The following is a 15,841-nucleotide window of genomic DNA, read 5'->3' as shown; positions in this document are numbered from 1 at the left end:
GAACGCCAGGCCGCGCGTTGCCCCACGCGCAGGCCGCATCGGGGCAAGCGGACCGGGTGCCGAGTCGTGCCCCCGACTCGGCACCCGGTCTCGCCATTTCCGGGCCATTCACGGCTCTTTCAGATCACCGGCAGATCCGGTGCCTCGACCGCACCGCCGGCACCGTGCAGCCGCGCCGAAGCCCCCGCGATGACCTGCACACACTCCCGCAGCAACGCAGTCCGCTGCGCGAACGGAACCCGGATCCACCGCTCCAGTCCGCCGTGCGCACCGAACCGGCCACCGGGAACGAGCCACACCCCGTCCCGTTCCGCCTCCACGACCAGTCGCGTGCTCACCGGCTCAGGCAGCTCGCACCACAGCGAGAGCCCGCCACCGGGTACCCGGAAGTTCCACTGTGGACAGTTTGCGCGCAGCAGGCGCACCAGTTCGTCCCTGCGTTCGCGCAACAGCTCCCGCCGTTCCCCGAGCTCTCCATCGAACAGTTCGGTGAGCAGCAGCTGCTCGAAGACCGGCGCACCGAAATCGGTGCGGGCGATCCGCTCGATCACCTCCCGTTCCGCCCGAACCCAGCCGATCCGCAGCCCACCCCAGTGCGATTTGCTCGCCGAACCGATCGTGATGACCTGGCCGGGGGCGAAGGCGGCGAGCGGGCGCGGCGCATCGGCCCCGGCGTAGTCGAGCTCCACGACGGTCTCGTCCACCACGAAGGGGATCTTGGCGCGCCGCAGTATCCGGCCGAACCGTTCCCGGTCCGGCTCGCTCATCCGATGCCCGGTGGGGTTCTGGAAATCGGGCACCACATACCCGATCGCCGGGTTCGCGGTGCGCAGCGCGGTTTCCACGGCTCCGAGATCCCAGCCGGAGGCGGTCATCGGCACCGCGAGCGGGCGCAGCCGGGCCCGCTCGACGGCGAGCAGCGCGTTCGCATAGCTGGGCTGCTCGATCAGGCAACGCCCTCCCGGGGCGGTGTACACCTCGAAAATCCGGGACAGCGCGGTGAGCGCGCCCGTGGCGACGAGCACCTGACCGGGTTCGGTCGCCAGTCCGCGCGCGGTGAACCACTCCGCGATTCTCGCCCTGGTCTCGGGGATGCCGAACGCCGTGTATCCGCTTGTCTCGAGGAACCGGGGAAAGCGCAGCCGGGCGGCCTCGAAGGCCCGCATCAGCCAGGGCACCGGTTCCGGGGCGGCGCGGGCCAAGTCGATCACGCCGGGGCCCGGCTCGCCGAGACCGAGCCGTGGCGTGTCCCCTGGAAGGCTCGCCCAAGAACCGGAACCCTGCCGGGAGTGCACGAACCCGTCGGCGCGCAACCTGTCCAGCGCGGCGCTGACCAGGGTCCGGCTCGCCGGAAGGGCGCGCGCGAATTCGCGTTCGGCGGGCAGCAGGGTGCCGATGGCCAGGCTCCCCTCGATGATCAGCACCCGCAGCGCGGCGGCGAGCTCGGTAGCGGTACGCCTGCTGCCCTCGGCATGCCAGGAGCCGAGCAGGGCGACCAGTTCGCGCGCGCCGATCCGCGCCGTCGTCGGATGTGTCACCCGGCCAATTATTCCCGATTGGCCTTTGGGTCGCAGACCAATTACCGGCGATGCTGGTCTCATGGCTGTCGATCTGTCCCCGGTCGCTATCCGGGTCGCCGCCCCGCGCAGGCTCGTTCAGCTGTTCGCCGGACTCGCCCTGTATGGCTTCACCAATGCCATGGTGGTGCGCGCCGACCTCGGCCTGGATGCCTGGAACGTGCTCAACCAGGGCCTCTCCGATCGGCTCGCGTGGCCGTTCGGCCTGGTCACCGGGCTGGTCAGCGTGGTGGTGCTGCTCGCATGGATCCCGCTGCGACAGCGACCGGGATTCGGCACCATCGCCAACATCGTGGTGATCGGGGTGGTCGTACAGCTCGGCTTGCTGATCATCCCGCCGCAGCATTCACTCGCCTGGCGCATTCCGCTGCTGGTCGGCGGAATCGTGCTCAACGGGGTGGCCACCGCGACCTACGTCGGCGCACGCCTCGGCCCCGGAGCCAGGGACGGGCTGATGACCGGGCTGCATGTGCGCACCGGGTACTCGATCCGGCTGGTGCGCACCGGCATCGAGGTCACCGTGCTGATCATCGGCTGGCTGCTCGGCGGGACCGTCGGGATCGGCACCGTGCTCTACGCGCTGTCCATCGGCCCGCTCACTCAGTTGTTCCTGCGCGTGCTCGCGTACCGGGGACGGTAGCCTCGGGCGCGTGTCACCACGGATCGAATGCGCCGAGGCCGATGGGGTCGGGGTCGACGGGCGAACGCGCCCGAGCGAGGACCGGATCGCCGTGCTCGAGGACGCCGTCATCCTGCTCGACGGCGCGACCAATCTCGTGCCCGGCAGGCGCAGCGGCGGCTGGTATGCCGAGCAGTTGTGCACGGAACTGAGCGCGCGGCTGCGCGCCGAGCCGGACGCCGGGCTGGTCACCGTGCTGGAGACCGGTATCGCCGAGGTGGCCCGGCGGTTCGGACTGGTTCCCGGGGACTCGCCGTCCGCCACGGTGGCCATGCTGCGAGTGGGCGACGAACGGGTGGACGCGCTGGTGCTCGCCGATTCGCCCATCGTGCTGCGCACCACCGCGGGCATCGAGCTGCTCGCCGATGAACGGCTGCGTGAGCTGCCCCGATCCGGTGGCGGCTACCGGAAGCGGCTCGCCGAGGGCGGTGGATTCGGGGAGGGGCACCTCGCCGCACTGCGCGCCGGGGCGGAGGCGACCGGGCGACTGCGCAATGTGGACGGTGGGTTCTGGGTCGCCGAGGCGGATCCGCGCGCGGCGCGGCGAGCGATGACCGGGAGCTGGCCGCGGGAACGGGTGCGTTCCGCGCTCCTGGCCAGCGATGGGGTCTCCTGCGCGGTGGACGACTACGAAATCCTGGACTGGGCCGGGGTCTTCCGGCTCCTCGCCGAACAGGGGCCGGGCGCGGTCATCGAGGCCGTGCACACCGCCGAGCTCGCGGATCCGGACGGGGCGCGCTGGCCGCGGCCGAAGGTCTCCGACGATAAGGCGCTCGCCTACCTGGACCTGGAGCAGTCGTGACCGCGCGCAAGAACATCAGCACGATCGACTGGTTGATGCTCGCGCTCGCGATCATCTCCGTCGGCCTGCTCATCTACGCGATCTTCTACAGCGACAGTCCGGAAACCGAGCATTGGATCTTCGTCGCGGACACCTCCATCTGCGGCCTTTTCCTGCTCGAATTCCTGTGGCGCTGGCACAAGCACGGCTGGGAGAAATGGTTCCCGCTGCGCAACTGGTACGAAATCCTGGGCATGATCCCGGTGGCCCATCCGGCACTGCGCGGATTCCGGCTCATCCGGGTCGTCGTGGTGCTCATGCGGCTGGGGCGGGCCGCCGACCGGGCATTCGGCGAGCAGTTCACCCAGCGGCTCATCGAGCGGCTTTCCGCCCCGATCGTGCGGGCCATCAAGAAACCGATCACGATCGCCGTGCTGGACGAGGTCGTCAAGGTACTGGAAACCGGGAACTATCCGCAGAATCTGGCCCGGTCCCTGGAAGAGAACCGCACGGAACTGCGCACGATCGTCGCGGAGAAACTGCGCGAGGATCCACAGGCCGGGCGGCTGCGCAGGCTTCCGTTCCACGACGAAGTGGTGCAGGGGGTCATCGACACCGCGTTCCGGATCGTGCTCGAAGTCCTCGGCGACCCGCGGATCGACGAGTTCTTCGCCGATGTGGTCAAGGAGAACCGGGAGCAGATCCGCCGTGCCGTGCAACTGGGACTGAACGAACAGGAGAACGACGAGGCGGAGCGGGAATTACCGGTGAAGACCCAGCACCGGGTGCTCGAGGAGGAGCAGCACCACGGACCCAGCGTGACCGTCAAGGAAGGGCATCGAGCTCCCTGAACAGGTCGATCGCCAGCGCGTCCACGGTCTTGTCCGGATGCTGGGGATCCGGCGCCAGGTTGCCCATCATCGCCAGCGCCGTACCCGAGTCCGGGCAGAAGAGCACATAACTGGAGAAGCCGCCGGTTCCCCCGTCGTGCCCGAGAACGGTGCGCCCGCTCGGCAGGGTGCCGTGGATCCAGTCCAGGCCGAGGCTGGTCTTGCTCGCCGGATCCGTGAAGTGGACTTGCTGGGTGTTCCGGATCGCCGCGGCGAACGGCCCGGAATCCGGGGCGAGCTGATGGCCGAGATAACGCAGCTGATCGTTGACCGTGGAGTACGCCGAGCACCCCATCGCCGCGAAGGTCTCCCCGGTCCAGTCGGGAACCGGGGTGCCCTTGCTGTATCCCTGGGCCTTGCGCTGCCGCTGCTCCGGATTCAGGCACAGCGCGGTGTCCCGCAGTCCGAGCGGGACCGTGATCGTACGCAGCATCTGGTCATACCGCGAGGAAAGCGCCTGACCGAGAAGGGCGAAACCGAAATTGGAGTAGTCGAATTTCGTTCCCGGAACGCTTTCCAGTTTCGTATCCGCGAGAAACCGCGCCAGATCCGCACGGGTGATCGCGCGGTAGGGATCGAGCGGATCGAACCCCGGCACCTTGTCGATGTTCTCCGGCAGCCTCGGCAGTCCGGAGGAATGCGTCGCGAGGTCCACGAGCCGGATTTCCTTGCCCTGCGCGGAAGGAACCGGCCAGGGAACACGGTTGCGTACCGGTTCGCCGAGCCGGAGTACACCACGCTCCACCGCCTCGGCGAGCAGCACCCCGGTGAACGTCTTCGTCACCGAACCGAGCTGGAACACCGTGTCCCCGTCCGGGCGCGCCGAGCCCGCACCGGCGAGCCGTCCCGCCCCTTCGACGTAGCGCTCTCCGCCGCGGAGCACCCCACAGACGAAACCGGGAAACCCAGAGGAGATCCCTTTGTCGAGATAGCGCCGCAGAAGGGTGAGCACATCCCCGGTCGCCGCATTGCCCGCCGTCGCGCCGCCGCCCGCGAGCGCCATCGCGCCCACTCCGGCCAGGCTCGCCCCGAGGAACCGCCGTCGATCGAGCGTCATACTCCGTCCTCCTCAGCCATGGGACTCTGATTTACGATATTCCGTAATGGGAGCGCCGCAGTGGCGACCACGACGAGTAGCGGGATCACCCGCGCCCCGGGCACCGCGTAGCGCCCGCGGCCCGTGGTCTCCAGCCAGCCGGCCGCGACGAGTTGCTTGAGGTGGTGATAGAGCTGCCCGGTGGTGCCGAGTTCGGCGAGCTCGGCGAGTTCGGCCGCGGTCCTGGTGCCCGCGAGGATCTTCTGCACCAGCAGCATCCGCACCGGATGGCCGAGCGCGGCGAAGCTCCCGGAGAGCTCGGACCAGTCGATGCCGAGCAGCCAGTCCGTCGGGGCACCCTGCTGCCAGCGATATCGCTCGCCACCGGGCAGCGCGGTCGCCCCGGTGAACAGCACCTGCCCGGAGTCCTCGGCGCCGCGCTCGAGCAGGCCGTTGAGCGCCCAGAACGTATCCTCGCCGAGCTGCCCCGTCGCCGCCTCGATCCGCGCGACCCGCTCCTCGAGCGCCGCGAGCCGGGCAGCGGTTCCCTCTCGACCGGACATGTACGGACTATAAATATTACGTAATTCATGTGCAAGTACCACATGGGTGAGATCGGTTGGTAGAAACGGGTCATGGCACATGGCAGCCTCGCGGACCTGCTCCGCCGGATCGACCGCGGCGGTTACGGTCAGTACCGCCGGTTGAGCGGAACCTGGGAGCTCGACCGGATCCGCATCGAGGTGCAGCGGGTACAGGCGGATCCGTTCGCCCCGCCCTCCCGGATCGGGGTCACCGTTCCCGCCGAGATCGCCGACCTCGCGCCGGAGTTGTGGCGCGGGAAGGCCCGGGCCACGGCGCTCGCCTCGTACCTGGTCCGTCGGCTCGCCGTGAATCTGCGCGGGGGCGCGTTCCGGGTGGACGCGGGCGGCCAGGAGGTGCTGGCCCGGTCCTCCAGCGAGGTCTCCGATGGCATCGCGCGGTTCCGCATCGGCATCCAGCTCCCCGGAAAGGGGCGCACCATCGACGGGGTGACCGCGCACCGCCTGCTGTGCGAGCAACTACCGGAAGCCGTACGGAAAGCGCTCGATTTCCGGTACGAAACGGCCCGCGAATTCGTCGAGACGGTCGAGGATTCCGCGGCCCTGCGCGACAAACTTCCCGAGCTGGGTCTGGTCGCGTTCGTCGCCGATTCGGCGCTGCTTCCCCGGCGCAGCGGGATCGACGACCGGCCACTCGAGTCGGGCGGGATTTCCTTCCGGTCACCCGGATCGCTCGCCACCGAGGTCGAGCTGCCGAATCGCGGAACCGTCAGCGGAATGGGAATCCCCGAGGGCATCACGTTGATCGTGGGCGGCGGATTCCACGGAAAATCGACCCTGCTGCGCGCCATCGAGCGCGGTATCTACGACCACGTTCCCGGTGACGGCCGCGAACTCGTCGTGGCGCGCACCGATACCGCGAAGATCCGCGCCGAGGACGGGCGCGGTGTCGAACGCGTCGATGTGCGCCCCTTCGTCGGCGAACTGCCGACCGGTTCGGACACCGGCGATTTCTCCACCGAGAACGCCTCGGGTTCCACCTCCCAGGCGGCTTCCATCATCGAGGCCGTCGAAGCCGGGGCACACACCCTGCTCGTGGACGAGGACACCGCGGCGACCAACCTGATGATCAGGGATGCGCGCATGCAGGCGCTCGTCGGCAAATCCTCCGAACCGCTCACCCCGTTCGTGGACCTCGTCCGGCCGCTGCACGCCGAACACCAGGTGTCCACGGTCATCGTCATGGGTGGCTCCGGTGACTACCTCGACATCGCCGATCGCGTGCTCATGCTCGATTCCTACACCGCGAGCGAGGTGACCGGGCAGGCCCGCGCGATCGCCGCGACCCCGACCGGGCGCGCCGTCGAGGCCAGTAGCTTCGGCCCGATCCGGCACCGCAGCCCCGAAGCCGGATCGGTGGACGCGCGCGGTAAGAACGGGCGCACCAGGATCCGCAACCGCGGCACCGACACCCTCCTGCTCGGTGAGAGCGAGATCGACCTGCGCGCACTCGACCAGATCGTGGATCCCAGCCAGGTCACCGGAATCGGGCTCGCCATCGAGAAACTGGCCCGTTCCGGCGCCCTCACCGAAACCATCGCGGCCGCGCTCGCCCACTACGAGGCCGAGCTCGCGGGCGTTCCCGTGCTCGGTGTGGGCAGCCTGGACGATTTCGTCGTGCCCCGCGCACTCGATATCGCGGCCGCGCTGAATCGCTTACGCACCTTGCGCATCCGAGACCTGAAGCCATGATCGGCTCCGCGGTCGTGCTCGGGGCCGGTGTGGCCGGGCTCGCCGCGGCCGCCCGGTTGCGCGAATACGGCTGGCGGGTCGAGGTGTTGGAACGCGCGGCGGGCCTGCCGGAGTCCGGGATCCCGCTCGCGGTGCCCTGTCCGGAACTGGGCGGGCCCGAGTACCGGGTGCGTGCGCTGCATGCGGATGGCCGGGTGCGCGCGGAGGGCACCCGTACGGTCCGGATCACCGAGTACGGTGCCTTGCTGCGCGGTTTCCACGAGGCAGCGGGCGATGTGGTGCGGTTCGGCGTGGATGTGACGGATCTGGGGCAGTTGAGCGGGCGCGATGTGGTGCTGGCTGCGGATGGGGCCCACAGCGTGGTGCGCAGGGCACTGTTCGGGGAGGGCTATGAGCCGCGCCCGGTTCGCGGTGCGACGTGGTTCGGGATCGCCACGACGCCGGTGGCCTCGGTGACCGAGACCCGGGGACACGGCGCACGGCTGCTGTCTTTCCCGCTTCCCGATGGCCGCACCGGATGGTTCGCATCCGCGCGCGCGAGCGAGGTTTTCCGGGATTGGCAGGAATCCCTGGCCCGGGACGGTGAATGGCTGGCGCATTTCCGCTGCCGCCCGCTGCCCCGCTATGCGGTCCGGCACATCGCACTGCTCGGCGATGCGGCGCACCCGCTCGACCCGGAGGACGGACTGTGCGCGGCACTCGGCGATGCCCACGCGGTCGCCGATGCGCTCGCCACGGCCCGGGAGGTCCCCGCCGCGCTCACCACCTATGACCGGGCGCGCCGGAAGCAAGCGCAACGGTTGCTGCGCATCGAACGGTTCGCGTTCCGCCTCCGCTGAAGCGGATCAGGAGCTCACCGGTTTGCGCCTGCGGATGAGCAGCAGCGCGATCGCGCGCCAGCCGAGCAGGAACACGCCGAGGAAGATCCCGGCCACGATGATGAACGAGACCTCGGTGCCCTGCCCGGAGACCACACGCAGCACCATGCCGAGCACCAGCGTGGCGAGCCAGACCGGAACACCGGTCCGGGGCACCGAGATCGGCGCGCGCCAGGCGAGGCAAGCCACCCAGCCGATGACCGTGCCCGCAAGGAAGGGCCACAGCGTCTCGGCGATACCGGACACGGTGATGCCCTCCGCGTGCGAACTTCGCCCGATCACCACGAACACGAGCACGACGAGCACATCGAGCACGGCGGCGCTGAGCACGGTCTTTGGCGACATGTTTCAAGTGTGGCTCACCCGGCCGGCGCCGGCGCGCGCAGGTGCTCAGGCTCACCCATGTGATGCGGCATGCGCCAGCCGCGCGCGAGTTCGGAGGAATGCACGGGCTGCCCTTCACCGAAGTACTCGCAGAACTTCATGATCAGCGGATCCCATTTCAGCGGGTCGACGTAGTCGGTGCCCGGGATGACCAGGTCCTCGTCGACGTGCACCCGCCGCGTATCGGCTTGGAAGGCGGTGATCCCGGGACGGAAGAACGGCCCCGCGTCGACCACCGCGCACTCGATCTGCACCGGGCACTCCAGAATCCGGGCGGCGCCGACGATCTCGGATTCCTGTTCGGTCAGCCCGGCGGCGCCGAACTTGTCCGGCTCATGGGTGTATCCGCGTGCGATCTTGTGTTCGGGCACCTCGGGTTCCCCGGTGACCAAGGCGATCCGGTTCACCGGCGCGGCCTGCTCGGCGGACGGGAGATTCAGCACGCATTCCCGTTCGCGCAGCATGTTCCGCGCGGTCCGGGAGGAATCGTTCATGCCGAGCATGCAAGTCGTGCCGAGCCACCAGGCCGAGGACATCGGGCCGATATTGGTGCTCCCGTCCGGATTCCTGGTCGTGATGAGCACGACGGGGGTGCCGAAATAGAACACCTTGAGGTCGATCGCTGTGTGCATGCCCCGATCCTGCGCCGATTCCCGTTGCCGGTGCTGGCGGAAAACGGTCACGGCAACCGATTCGCCGATCACGGATCGAGGCGGGCGAGCTCTCCGGATTCGAGTGCGGTCCACACGGAACCACGCGCGTCCACGGCGATCCCGTGCGGTTCGGCGTCCGTGGCTATCGGGTGTACCGCGACGGTGCCATCGGCGTTGATTCGGCCGAGCGCCCCGGAACCCCATGCGGTGAACCAGCAACCGCCCGCACCGTCCGGAGTGACCGCGTGCGGCCGGCTCGCGCCTTCGGAAAGCGGGAATTCGGTGATCCGTCCCGCGGCATCGATCCAGCCGATCCGGTCGGCGAGCAGTTCGGTGAACCAGCAACCACCGGCGTCCGCGGCGATCCCGACCGGTCCGGCGGACTCGGTCGGCAGCGGATGAACGCGCACCTCGCCCTCGGTCGTCATGCTCCCGATCGCGTTGGCCTGGTTCAGGGTGACCCACAGCGCGCCTTCCGGGCCGGAAGTGATCATCGCGGGGAAGTTTCCGGTGCCGGGCAAGGAGAACTCCGTGATCACTCCGCCCGGCGTGCAACGGCCGATGCGGTCGGTGTTCATCTCGGTGAACCACAGCGCCGCGTCCGGACCGCACGTGATGCCGTACGGTCCGGCCTGCGAGCTCGGCAGACCGAACGTACGCACCTCACCCTCGGCCGTGATCCTGCCGATCCGGTGCGTCTGCCGTTCGGTGAACCACAAGGCGCCGTCCGGGCCCGCGGTGAGTACGAGCGGCTGGGATCCCGGCGGATCGAGCCGGTACCACGCCCCAGCGGCGGTACCGATCCGCCCGTGCTTGATGTCGGTGAACCAGGCAAGCCCGTCCGGGCCGATCGCGATCCCGTACGGCGCGCTGTCTCCTCCGGCGACCGGAAGTCGGGTGATCATGCGGCCGACCCTAACGGTGCACCGAGTTATCCACAGGCATCACACACCTGTGCACAGAAAATCTCCAGGTCAGCGGATTCATGCAGAGCCTGTGGACAACTCGTGCACACTGGGGATCGACGTTCGGCGCCGCCTCGGGCATGCTCGCGCCTGTGCGAAATGTACTCGTGACCGATGGCGGGCTGGCGACCGAGCTGGAGGCGCGCGGTCACGACCTGTCCGACCCGCTGTGGTCGGCGCGGGTGCTGCTCGAGCAGCCGGAAGCGATCGCCGAGGTGCACCGGGCGTTCTTCGCGGCGGGCGCGGTGATCGCGACGACGGCGAGCTATCAGGCCAGTTTCGAAGGCTTCGCCGCGCGCGGACTGGACGCGGCACAGACCGGGAACCTGCTGCGGCGCAGTGTGGAACTGGCCCGCGCGGCCGCACCATCCGATGGAATCCGCCGCTACATCGCCGCCTCGGTCGGGCCGTACGGGGCGGTGCTCGCCGATGGCTCGGAATACCGCGGCCGCTACGGTCTGGGCATCCCCGAGCTCGCGGCCTGGCACCGGCCGCGGCTGGAAACGCTCACCGAGGCCGGACCGGATCTTCTCGCACTCGAGACGATTCCCGATCTGGACGAGGCGGCGGCCTTGGTGCGGCTGCTGCCCGGGCTCGGTGTTCCCGCCTGGCTCAGTTTCACCATCGCCGGCGGGCGCACCCGGGCGGGACAACCGCTCGCCGAAGCATTCGCCCTCGCCGCGGAAGTCCCCGAGATCGTGGCGGTCGGGGTGAACTGTTGCGCCCCCGCCGAGATTCCGGAGGCCGTGGCGCTGGCCACCGAGGTCACCGGAAAAACGGTGGTCGTCTATCCGAACAGCGGTGCGGGGTGGAACGCGGAAACCGGTGCCTGGACAGGCGATTCCCGGTTCTCCGCCGTGCAGGCCCGCTCCTGGATCGAGGCGGGCGCGGGCATCGTCGGCGGTTGCTGCCGAATCCGCGCGGGCGATATCGCCGAGCTGGCTTCAATTGTCCACAAGGGATAGTTGGGTCCAGGCGACGTCGTGCCAGGCACCGAATTTCCAGCCGATTCTGCGATAGGTGCCGACCGGTTCGAAGCCCATGGCGCGATGCAGCCCGGCGCTCGCCTCATTGGGCAGCGTCATCCCGGCCACCGCAGTGGTGAACCCGAGTGTGGTGAGTCTGGGCAGCAGCACCCCGTACAGCGCTTTGCCGAGACCGGCGCGGCGATGCTGCGGATCGAGGTAGACGCTCACCTCGCAGGCCCATTGATAGGCGGCGCGCGCCATGAACCGGCCGGCGTAGGCATAACCGAGTACCGTGCCCTCGTCCTCGGCGACCAGCCAGACGTGCGCCGCCGCGATGCGCTCGGCCATCTCCTCGGCACCCGGTGGCGTCGTCTCGAACGAGATCACGGTGTCCCGTACGTACGCCGCGTACACTTCGGCGCACGCCGCGGCATCCGCCTTGTCCGCGTCCCTGATCAGCAACCCCATGACCGACAAGCGTATGCCTTCCCTGCTACACCGGTGTTACAACGGCATTACCGCAGCACGGTGGTCTGCAGCCCGGGCGCGGATGCTATCTCGGCCGCGGTGAACCGGTCGCGCACCCACTTTCCCGCCGAGAACAACCGGGTCTGATCGGCATAGTGCGGGGAACTCGGATCGGCCGACTGCGAATAGGTGAGCAGCGTGGATGCTCGCGGTCCCCGCGCGGTGAACTCCACCGACTGGATGAAACTCGAGCCGTGCACCACCTCGGTGTTGCCGCGCTTGGGATCCCACTGCGGCGTGATCACATCGAGGACCCCGAGCGCATGGGGTCCGCCGTGAACGGGGATGCGCTCCCCGTTGCGGACCACGTACTGCCCCGCGGCCAGTGGGGTGTCCAGGGCGAGACCGGCCGCGCGCAGTTCGGCGACCGCGTCCCGGAATGCCTTGCGCACTCCCGGATCCCCGGTGTTCAGCGTGTTCGGCGTGGTCACCGGGTGCCCGGGATCGAAGGGCACCAGCCACGGTGATCCGAGCTCGGCGACCTTCAGGAAGAACCGCTGGAACAACAGTGATCCCTTACTCTGCAAGGAGAACCGGCCATCCCATGTGGACAGTGCGGAGCAGGCCGGAGTTCCGGGTTCGAGTTCCGCGCACAGCCGCGCGGTTTCCCGTCCCGCGAGCACCGCGGCCCTGCTGGTGTCGCGGAACAACAGCTCCCGCATGTTCGCCTCGGTGAATCCCTTGCCGGGCAAGCCATCCGTGCCCGCGATCCGGCGCTGCGCGGTAAGGATCCCCTCCTGGGTGCGCAGGCTGCGCTGGGTGCCGATATCGCCCATGGTCCGCGGGTAATCGGTGAGCGGCCGGGCCGGGTTGGTCAGCCAGGCGCTGTCATTGGAGTTCGTCACGAAATCCGGACGGCTCAGCCGGGGCTGTTTCGACGGACCCAGCAGCCCGGGCTGGACCGCCTCGGGATCGGTTGCCGGACCGCAGTCCGCCCGGGCCCCGTCCAGCACCGCGGTCCCGGTCGCCGCGTAGAGCTGCTTACCGAGCACGGTCCCGCAGCGCGCCACATCGGCATCGGTGACATTCGGCGAGGCCTGCGCATCCGAGTACAGCGCGTGCCCCTGGCTGTCGCTGGCGATCGTGTTCACCCACGGGGATCCCTGGGTGGCGCGCAATGCCTGCGCTACTCCCTTCGTGTTCCGCGCGATGTCCAGGCCGAACCAGGTGTTGAGCGCCCGCATGTTCGCCGCGTTGACATCGTGCACCGAATACGCGGTGCTACCCCAGGGCAGCGCGGTCCCATCGGGCATCGCCGTCACCACGGGGCCGTATCGCGTGCGGTACACGGTTTTACTGATGGGCTTCCCCTCACGCACCGGAACGGTCACCCTGGTGGCGCGCATCCGCTCCGGTTTGCCGTTCACCAGATAGCTGCGCGGATCCCCTGGCACGGTGGGATTCTCGAACAGGCTGAAGTTCGCGGAGGTGGAAACCGTGTGACTCCACGCGAAATCCGCGTTGTGCCCGATCTGCACGAGCGGGAACCCGAGCAGGCTCGCCCCGGTGACGTCGAACTTTCCGGGAATGGTCAGCTGGTTCTGCCAGAATCGCTGCGAACCGTGCCAGGGATAGTGCGGGTTGCCCAGCAGCACGCTGGACCGTCCCGGTGCGCTGCCCGCGCGGCCGATCGCGATCGCGTTGCTGCCCCGGTCCCGATTCGCGTTGCTGCCCCGCACCGAGGCGAGCACGTTCCCGCGTTTCGCTTCCGGGCCCGGTCGTGCATTCACCATCGCATCGGCGAAGCTGTCCGTGCCGCCCGCGGTGATCGCGTAAACGTGCCGGTACACATCGAATTCGGTGATCGGGCGGACCCAGGGTTTCCCGGCACAGCGCGGATCACTGATCAACCCGGCGGACAGGTATTTGTTGTAGCCCTGCACATAACCGCGCACCAGCTCGCGCACCTCGGCACGCGGGCCGTACGGCGGCGGGGCGGCGAGCATCCGGTGCACCGCACCCGTTGCGTCGAGTGAACGGAAGAAGGCATCACTGTCCACATTGGACTTCGCGCCGGTGAGACCGCCGTCCGGCTTCGCCTCGGCACCGAGGAACCGGGACCGCTCTCCGCGCACCGAGAGGTAGACATCGGCGAGCGTGCAGATGTTGTCCTTGGCCGCGGCGAATCCGGATCCGTACCCGAGACCGGGGAAATCGCGCGCCAGGATGTGCGGGATGCCGTATTCGGTGTAGCGCACGACCGCGCGCGAGCCGGGTGGCAATCCCTGCTCGTTCGCGGTCGCCGGGATGGCGCCGATGCCGAGAACCAGGGCGGTGAGCAATGCGAGCAGCAGCGTCCGATTGCGCATGCCCGGAAAGTTACGCCGGATCCGGCTCCGGGCACATCATCCTAAGGAACCAATTCCGGGAAGGTGACGCCGCGAATGCCGGGCGATGAACAGCGTGCCGCTGCCCGCGAACACGGCGAGCGCCACGAGCAGCACCACATAGCTGACCACCGCGCTCAGCGCCGCGAGCACCGCGGGAAGCAGGAAACCGGCGTAGGCGAGCGCGTAGTAGACCCCGGTCAGCTCGGCCAGATCCGTGTTCCCGGCCAGCCGCTGTAGTTCGAGCAGGCCCGCCACGATCGCGATGCCGTAGGCGAAACCGAGCACGAACGCGGTGCCGAGCGCGAGCCAGGGCGAGTCGAAGATCGCGGCGACCGCACTGACCACGAGCCCGAGGGTGAGCACGATCATCGCCACCACCACCGCACGGGCACTCGTGTGCCGGTCGAGCCGTTTCGCGACCGGCTGGATCCCGATTCCCGCCCCGAGCGCGCAGATCGTGAGCAGCGTGGAATACGCGAGCCCCCAGTTGCCCAGCCGGTCCGCGACGACCTGAGGCATGGTCGCGTACGCGATGCCGAGCGAACCGAAGATCCACGGGGCCATCGGCGTGATCACCCGGCGGAACCGGGGATGACGTACCCGGCCGAATCCGCCGGAGGACCCTTCGGTGCCGCCGGTTTCCCTGGTCCCCGGGAGCACCGCGAGCGCGGCGATCGTGAGCACGATGTGCACCAGATAGGGCAGTTCCATCGGGAACGGGGCCCACTGGGCGAGCACCCCGGCCACTCCGGGGCCGAGGCAGAGCCCGAGAGTCAGCCACAGCGCCGCGCGACGGGTGCCCAGATCGGCGGCACTGCCCGGATCCGCGTCCGCGAGCTCCTTGACCCAGGTGGAGCCGACTGCCATCGCCACGGCGACCCCGAATCCGGAAACCAGCCGGCCCGCGGCAAGCCAGCCGAGGCCGAGGTCCCCGAGGGCGAGCAGCACCGAAGCGGCAAGGGAGAGCAGCGTTCCCGCGAACAGCACCGGTTTGCGTCCGTAGCGGTTCGCGAGCCGTCCGGAGGTCAGCAGCCCGGGAACCAGGCCAAGCACATAGGCGCCGAGCAATACGTCCACGGTGACCGCCGAGTACCCGGCCTCCCGGTACATGACCAGCAGCGGGGTGAACTGGTTTCCGCCCCAGCCACAGCAGAACATCGCCGCGGCCACGGGGATCCAGCCGCCGGTCTTGGTGACGGGCGGCCGGTCGAGTGTCGCGGTCATTGCCGGTGCGTCCGGTCGAGGTGTTCGCGCAGCGCCACGCCGAATCCGGGGACATCGGCCTGTTCCACCTTGCGCAGCAGCCCGAGATGATCGGTGAGCACCACCTCGTACGGGGTGGGCCCGGGGCCGAGCGCGTGCATACTCATCCGCCGCTGCCGGTCGGCGAGCGTCACATAGAACCGCATGGTCAGCTTGTTCCCGCCGGCCTCGACGATCGCGCGGTGGAAGGACTCGTCCGCCTCGGCGAAGGCGGCGAGGTCATCGCGTTCGGCGTGCCCCTCCTGCACCACGAGCGCGGCCCGCAAGCGCTCCACCGCCTTCTCGATCCCACCGCGCGCGGCAAGCCTGCGTACCGCGGCGGTCTCGATCGCCTCGCGCGCATCGAGCACATCCTCGGCCTCGCCGGGTGGAACCGGCACCACGACCGCACCACGTTTCGGGATCAGGGTGAGCAGGTCCTCGGCCTGCAGGCGCAGAAACGCCTCACGGACCGGGGTGCGGCTGATCCCGAGGCGTTCCGCGATCTCCCCCTCGCTGAACAGGTGCCCGCCCGGCAGTTCCCCCGTCAGGACCAGTTCCTTGGTGACCGCATAGGCGCGATCGGCCGCGGGCTCAACCACGATCGGCTCCCAGTACAGATGCAAGCATGTATCT

Annotated in this window: 16 protein-coding genes; 6 read left to right on the top strand and 10 right to left on the bottom strand. The window is 69.0% G+C overall.

Annotation, left to right across the window (positions count from 1 at the left end):
* Positions 1-119: 119 nt before the first annotated feature.
* Positions 120-1,538 carry a MocR-like transcription factor YczR gene (gene yczR, locus A37U_RS0133980; RefSeq protein WP_020501126.1) on the bottom strand — a complete coding sequence of 473 codons (1,419 nt, stop codon included), beginning with the start codon at positions 1,536-1,538 and terminating at the stop codon, positions 120-122.
* A gap of 61 nt (positions 1,539-1,599) precedes the next feature.
* On the opposite strand from yczR, the gene yczE reads away from it, so the two are divergent.
* The 3 genes from yczE to A37U_RS0133965 are packed head-to-tail and all read left to right on the top strand — an operon-like array spanning position 1,600 to position 3,888.
* A complete protein-coding gene (gene yczE / locus A37U_RS0133975) occupies positions 1,600-2,217 on the top strand; it encodes a membrane protein YczE (RefSeq protein ID WP_020501125.1) in 618 nt (205 codons plus the stop codon).
* A gap of 10 nt (positions 2,218-2,227) precedes the next feature.
* Positions 2,228-3,058 (top strand): hypothetical protein, encoded by an 831-nt coding sequence (locus A37U_RS0133970; protein WP_020501124.1) that lies wholly within the window; start codon positions 2,228-2,230, stop codon positions 3,056-3,058.
* Positions 3,055-3,888 (top strand): ion transporter, encoded by an 834-nt coding sequence (locus A37U_RS0133965; protein ID WP_020501123.1) that lies wholly within the window; start codon positions 3,055-3,057, stop codon positions 3,886-3,888. Before A37U_RS0133970 ends, A37U_RS0133965 begins: the two co-directional genes overlap by 4 nt.
* Here the strand turns inward: A37U_RS0133965 and A37U_RS46765 are convergent.
* Both A37U_RS46765 and A37U_RS0133955 read right to left on the bottom strand, forming a co-directional pair.
* Positions 3,863-4,984 (bottom strand): serine hydrolase domain-containing protein, encoded by a 1,122-nt coding sequence (locus A37U_RS46765; protein ID WP_020501122.1) that lies wholly within the window; start codon positions 4,982-4,984, stop codon positions 3,863-3,865. The two genes, A37U_RS0133965 and A37U_RS46765, sit on opposite strands and share 26 nt — an antisense overlap.
* On the bottom strand, positions 4,981-5,526 hold the full coding sequence (locus A37U_RS0133955) for a helix-turn-helix domain-containing protein (protein WP_020501121.1): 546 nt from the start codon (positions 5,524-5,526) through the stop codon (positions 4,981-4,983). The genes A37U_RS46765 and A37U_RS0133955 overlap by 4 nt, the downstream gene beginning before the upstream one ends.
* Positions 5,527-5,598: 72 nt before the next feature.
* Here A37U_RS0133955 and A37U_RS46760 point away from each other — a divergent pair, with 72 nt between their 5' ends.
* On the top strand, positions 5,599-7,257 hold the full coding sequence (locus A37U_RS46760; RefSeq protein ID WP_020501120.1) for an ABC-ATPase domain-containing protein: 1,659 nt from the start codon (positions 5,599-5,601) through the stop codon (positions 7,255-7,257).
* On the top strand, positions 7,254-8,096 hold the full coding sequence (locus A37U_RS0133945; RefSeq protein WP_020501119.1) for an NAD(P)-binding protein: 843 nt from the start codon (positions 7,254-7,256) through the stop codon (positions 8,094-8,096). Before A37U_RS46760 ends, A37U_RS0133945 begins: the two co-directional genes overlap by 4 nt.
* Before the next feature lie 6 nt (positions 8,097-8,102).
* Here A37U_RS0133945 and A37U_RS0133940 read toward each other — a convergent pair whose 3' ends face one another.
* The 3 genes from A37U_RS0133940 to A37U_RS0133930 form a co-directional block, all read right to left on the bottom strand.
* Positions 8,103-8,480: a DUF3054 domain-containing protein gene (locus A37U_RS0133940; protein ID WP_020501118.1), complete on the bottom strand. Its 378-nt coding sequence runs from the start codon at positions 8,478-8,480 to the stop codon at positions 8,103-8,105.
* Between the two features lie 14 nt (positions 8,481-8,494).
* Positions 8,495-9,151 carry a flavin reductase family protein gene (locus A37U_RS0133935; RefSeq protein ID WP_026197904.1) on the bottom strand — a complete coding sequence of 219 codons (657 nt, stop codon included), beginning with the start codon at positions 9,149-9,151 and terminating at the stop codon, positions 8,495-8,497.
* Positions 9,152-9,219: 68 nt separating this feature from the next.
* Entirely contained in the window at positions 9,220-10,077 is an 858-nt protein-coding gene (locus tag A37U_RS0133930) for a Vgb family protein (RefSeq protein WP_020501116.1), read from the bottom strand.
* A gap of 140 nt (positions 10,078-10,217) precedes the next feature.
* Here A37U_RS0133930 and mmuM point away from each other — a divergent pair, with 140 nt between their 5' ends.
* Positions 10,218-11,102: a homocysteine S-methyltransferase gene (gene mmuM / locus A37U_RS0133925; RefSeq protein ID WP_020501115.1), complete on the top strand. Its 885-nt coding sequence runs from the start codon at positions 10,218-10,220 to the stop codon at positions 11,100-11,102.
* Here mmuM and A37U_RS0133920 read toward each other — a convergent pair.
* Genes A37U_RS0133920 through A37U_RS0133905 form a run of 4 tightly spaced genes read right to left on the bottom strand, consistent with a single transcriptional unit; the run spans position 11,082 to position 15,807 of the window.
* Positions 11,082-11,573: a GNAT family N-acetyltransferase gene (locus A37U_RS0133920; RefSeq protein ID WP_020501114.1), complete on the bottom strand. Its 492-nt coding sequence runs from the start codon at positions 11,571-11,573 to the stop codon at positions 11,082-11,084. The genes mmuM and A37U_RS0133920 overlap by 21 nt on opposite strands.
* Positions 11,574-11,620: 47 nt before the next feature.
* Positions 11,621-13,942 (bottom strand): penicillin acylase family protein, encoded by a 2,322-nt coding sequence (locus A37U_RS0133915; protein WP_020501113.1) that lies wholly within the window; start codon positions 13,940-13,942, stop codon positions 11,621-11,623.
* 36 nt (positions 13,943-13,978) lie between these two features.
* The gene (locus A37U_RS0133910) at positions 13,979-15,187 is read right to left on the bottom strand and encodes an MFS transporter (protein ID WP_020501112.1); all 1,209 of its coding nucleotides are present in this window, start codon (positions 15,185-15,187) and stop codon (positions 13,979-13,981) included.
* Entirely contained in the window at positions 15,184-15,807 is a 624-nt protein-coding gene (locus A37U_RS0133905; RefSeq protein WP_026197902.1) for an FCD domain-containing protein, read from the bottom strand. The genes A37U_RS0133910 and A37U_RS0133905 overlap by 4 nt, the downstream gene beginning before the upstream one ends.
* Between the last annotated feature and the right edge of the window lie 34 nt (positions 15,808-15,841).

The sequence above is a fragment of the Sciscionella marina DSM 45152 genome, assembly GCF_000379465.1.
Classification (GTDB): Bacteria; Actinomycetota; Actinomycetes; order Mycobacteriales; family Pseudonocardiaceae; genus Sciscionella; species Sciscionella marina.
The sequence above is the reverse complement of the archived record's forward strand: the minus strand, read 5'-3'. Positions and strand labels throughout refer to the sequence as shown.

What these genes read in the sequence shown, in the direction of transcription:
- mmuM (WP_020501115.1), top strand. Translation starts at nt 10,218, where the DNA reads ATGCTCGCGCCTGTGCGAAATGTACTCGTGACCGATGGCGGGCTGGCG.
- yczE (WP_020501125.1), top strand. Translation starts at nt 1,600, where the DNA reads ATGGCTGTCGATCTGTCCCCGGTCGCTATCCGGGTCGCCGCCCCGCGC.
- A37U_RS0133955 (WP_020501121.1), bottom strand. Translation starts at nt 5,526, where the DNA reads ATGTCCGGTCGAGAGGGAACCGCTGCCCGGCTCGCGGCGCTCGAGGAG.
- A37U_RS0133945 (WP_020501119.1), top strand. Translation starts at nt 7,254, where the DNA reads ATGATCGGCTCCGCGGTCGTGCTCGGGGCCGGTGTGGCCGGGCTCGCC.
- A37U_RS0133935 (WP_026197904.1), bottom strand. Translation starts at nt 9,151, where the DNA reads ATGCACACAGCGATCGACCTCAAGGTGTTCTATTTCGGCACCCCCGTC.
- A37U_RS46760 (WP_020501120.1), top strand. Translation starts at nt 5,599, where the DNA reads ATGGCACATGGCAGCCTCGCGGACCTGCTCCGCCGGATCGACCGCGGC.
- A37U_RS0133915 (WP_020501113.1), bottom strand. Translation starts at nt 13,942, where the DNA reads ATGCGCAATCGGACGCTGCTGCTCGCATTGCTCACCGCCCTGGTTCTC.
- A37U_RS0133930 (WP_020501116.1), bottom strand. Translation starts at nt 10,077, where the DNA reads ATGATCACCCGACTTCCGGTCGCCGGAGGAGACAGCGCGCCGTACGGG.
- A37U_RS0133920 (WP_020501114.1), bottom strand. Translation starts at nt 11,573, where the DNA reads ATGGGGTTGCTGATCAGGGACGCGGACAAGGCGGATGCCGCGGCGTGC.
- A37U_RS0133910 (WP_020501112.1), bottom strand. Translation starts at nt 15,187, where the DNA reads ATGACCGCGACACTCGACCGGCCGCCCGTCACCAAGACCGGCGGCTGG.
- A37U_RS46765 (WP_020501122.1), bottom strand. Translation starts at nt 4,984, where the DNA reads ATGACGCTCGATCGACGGCGGTTCCTCGGGGCGAGCCTGGCCGGAGTG.
- A37U_RS0133940 (WP_020501118.1), bottom strand. Translation starts at nt 8,480, where the DNA reads ATGTCGCCAAAGACCGTGCTCAGCGCCGCCGTGCTCGATGTGCTCGTC.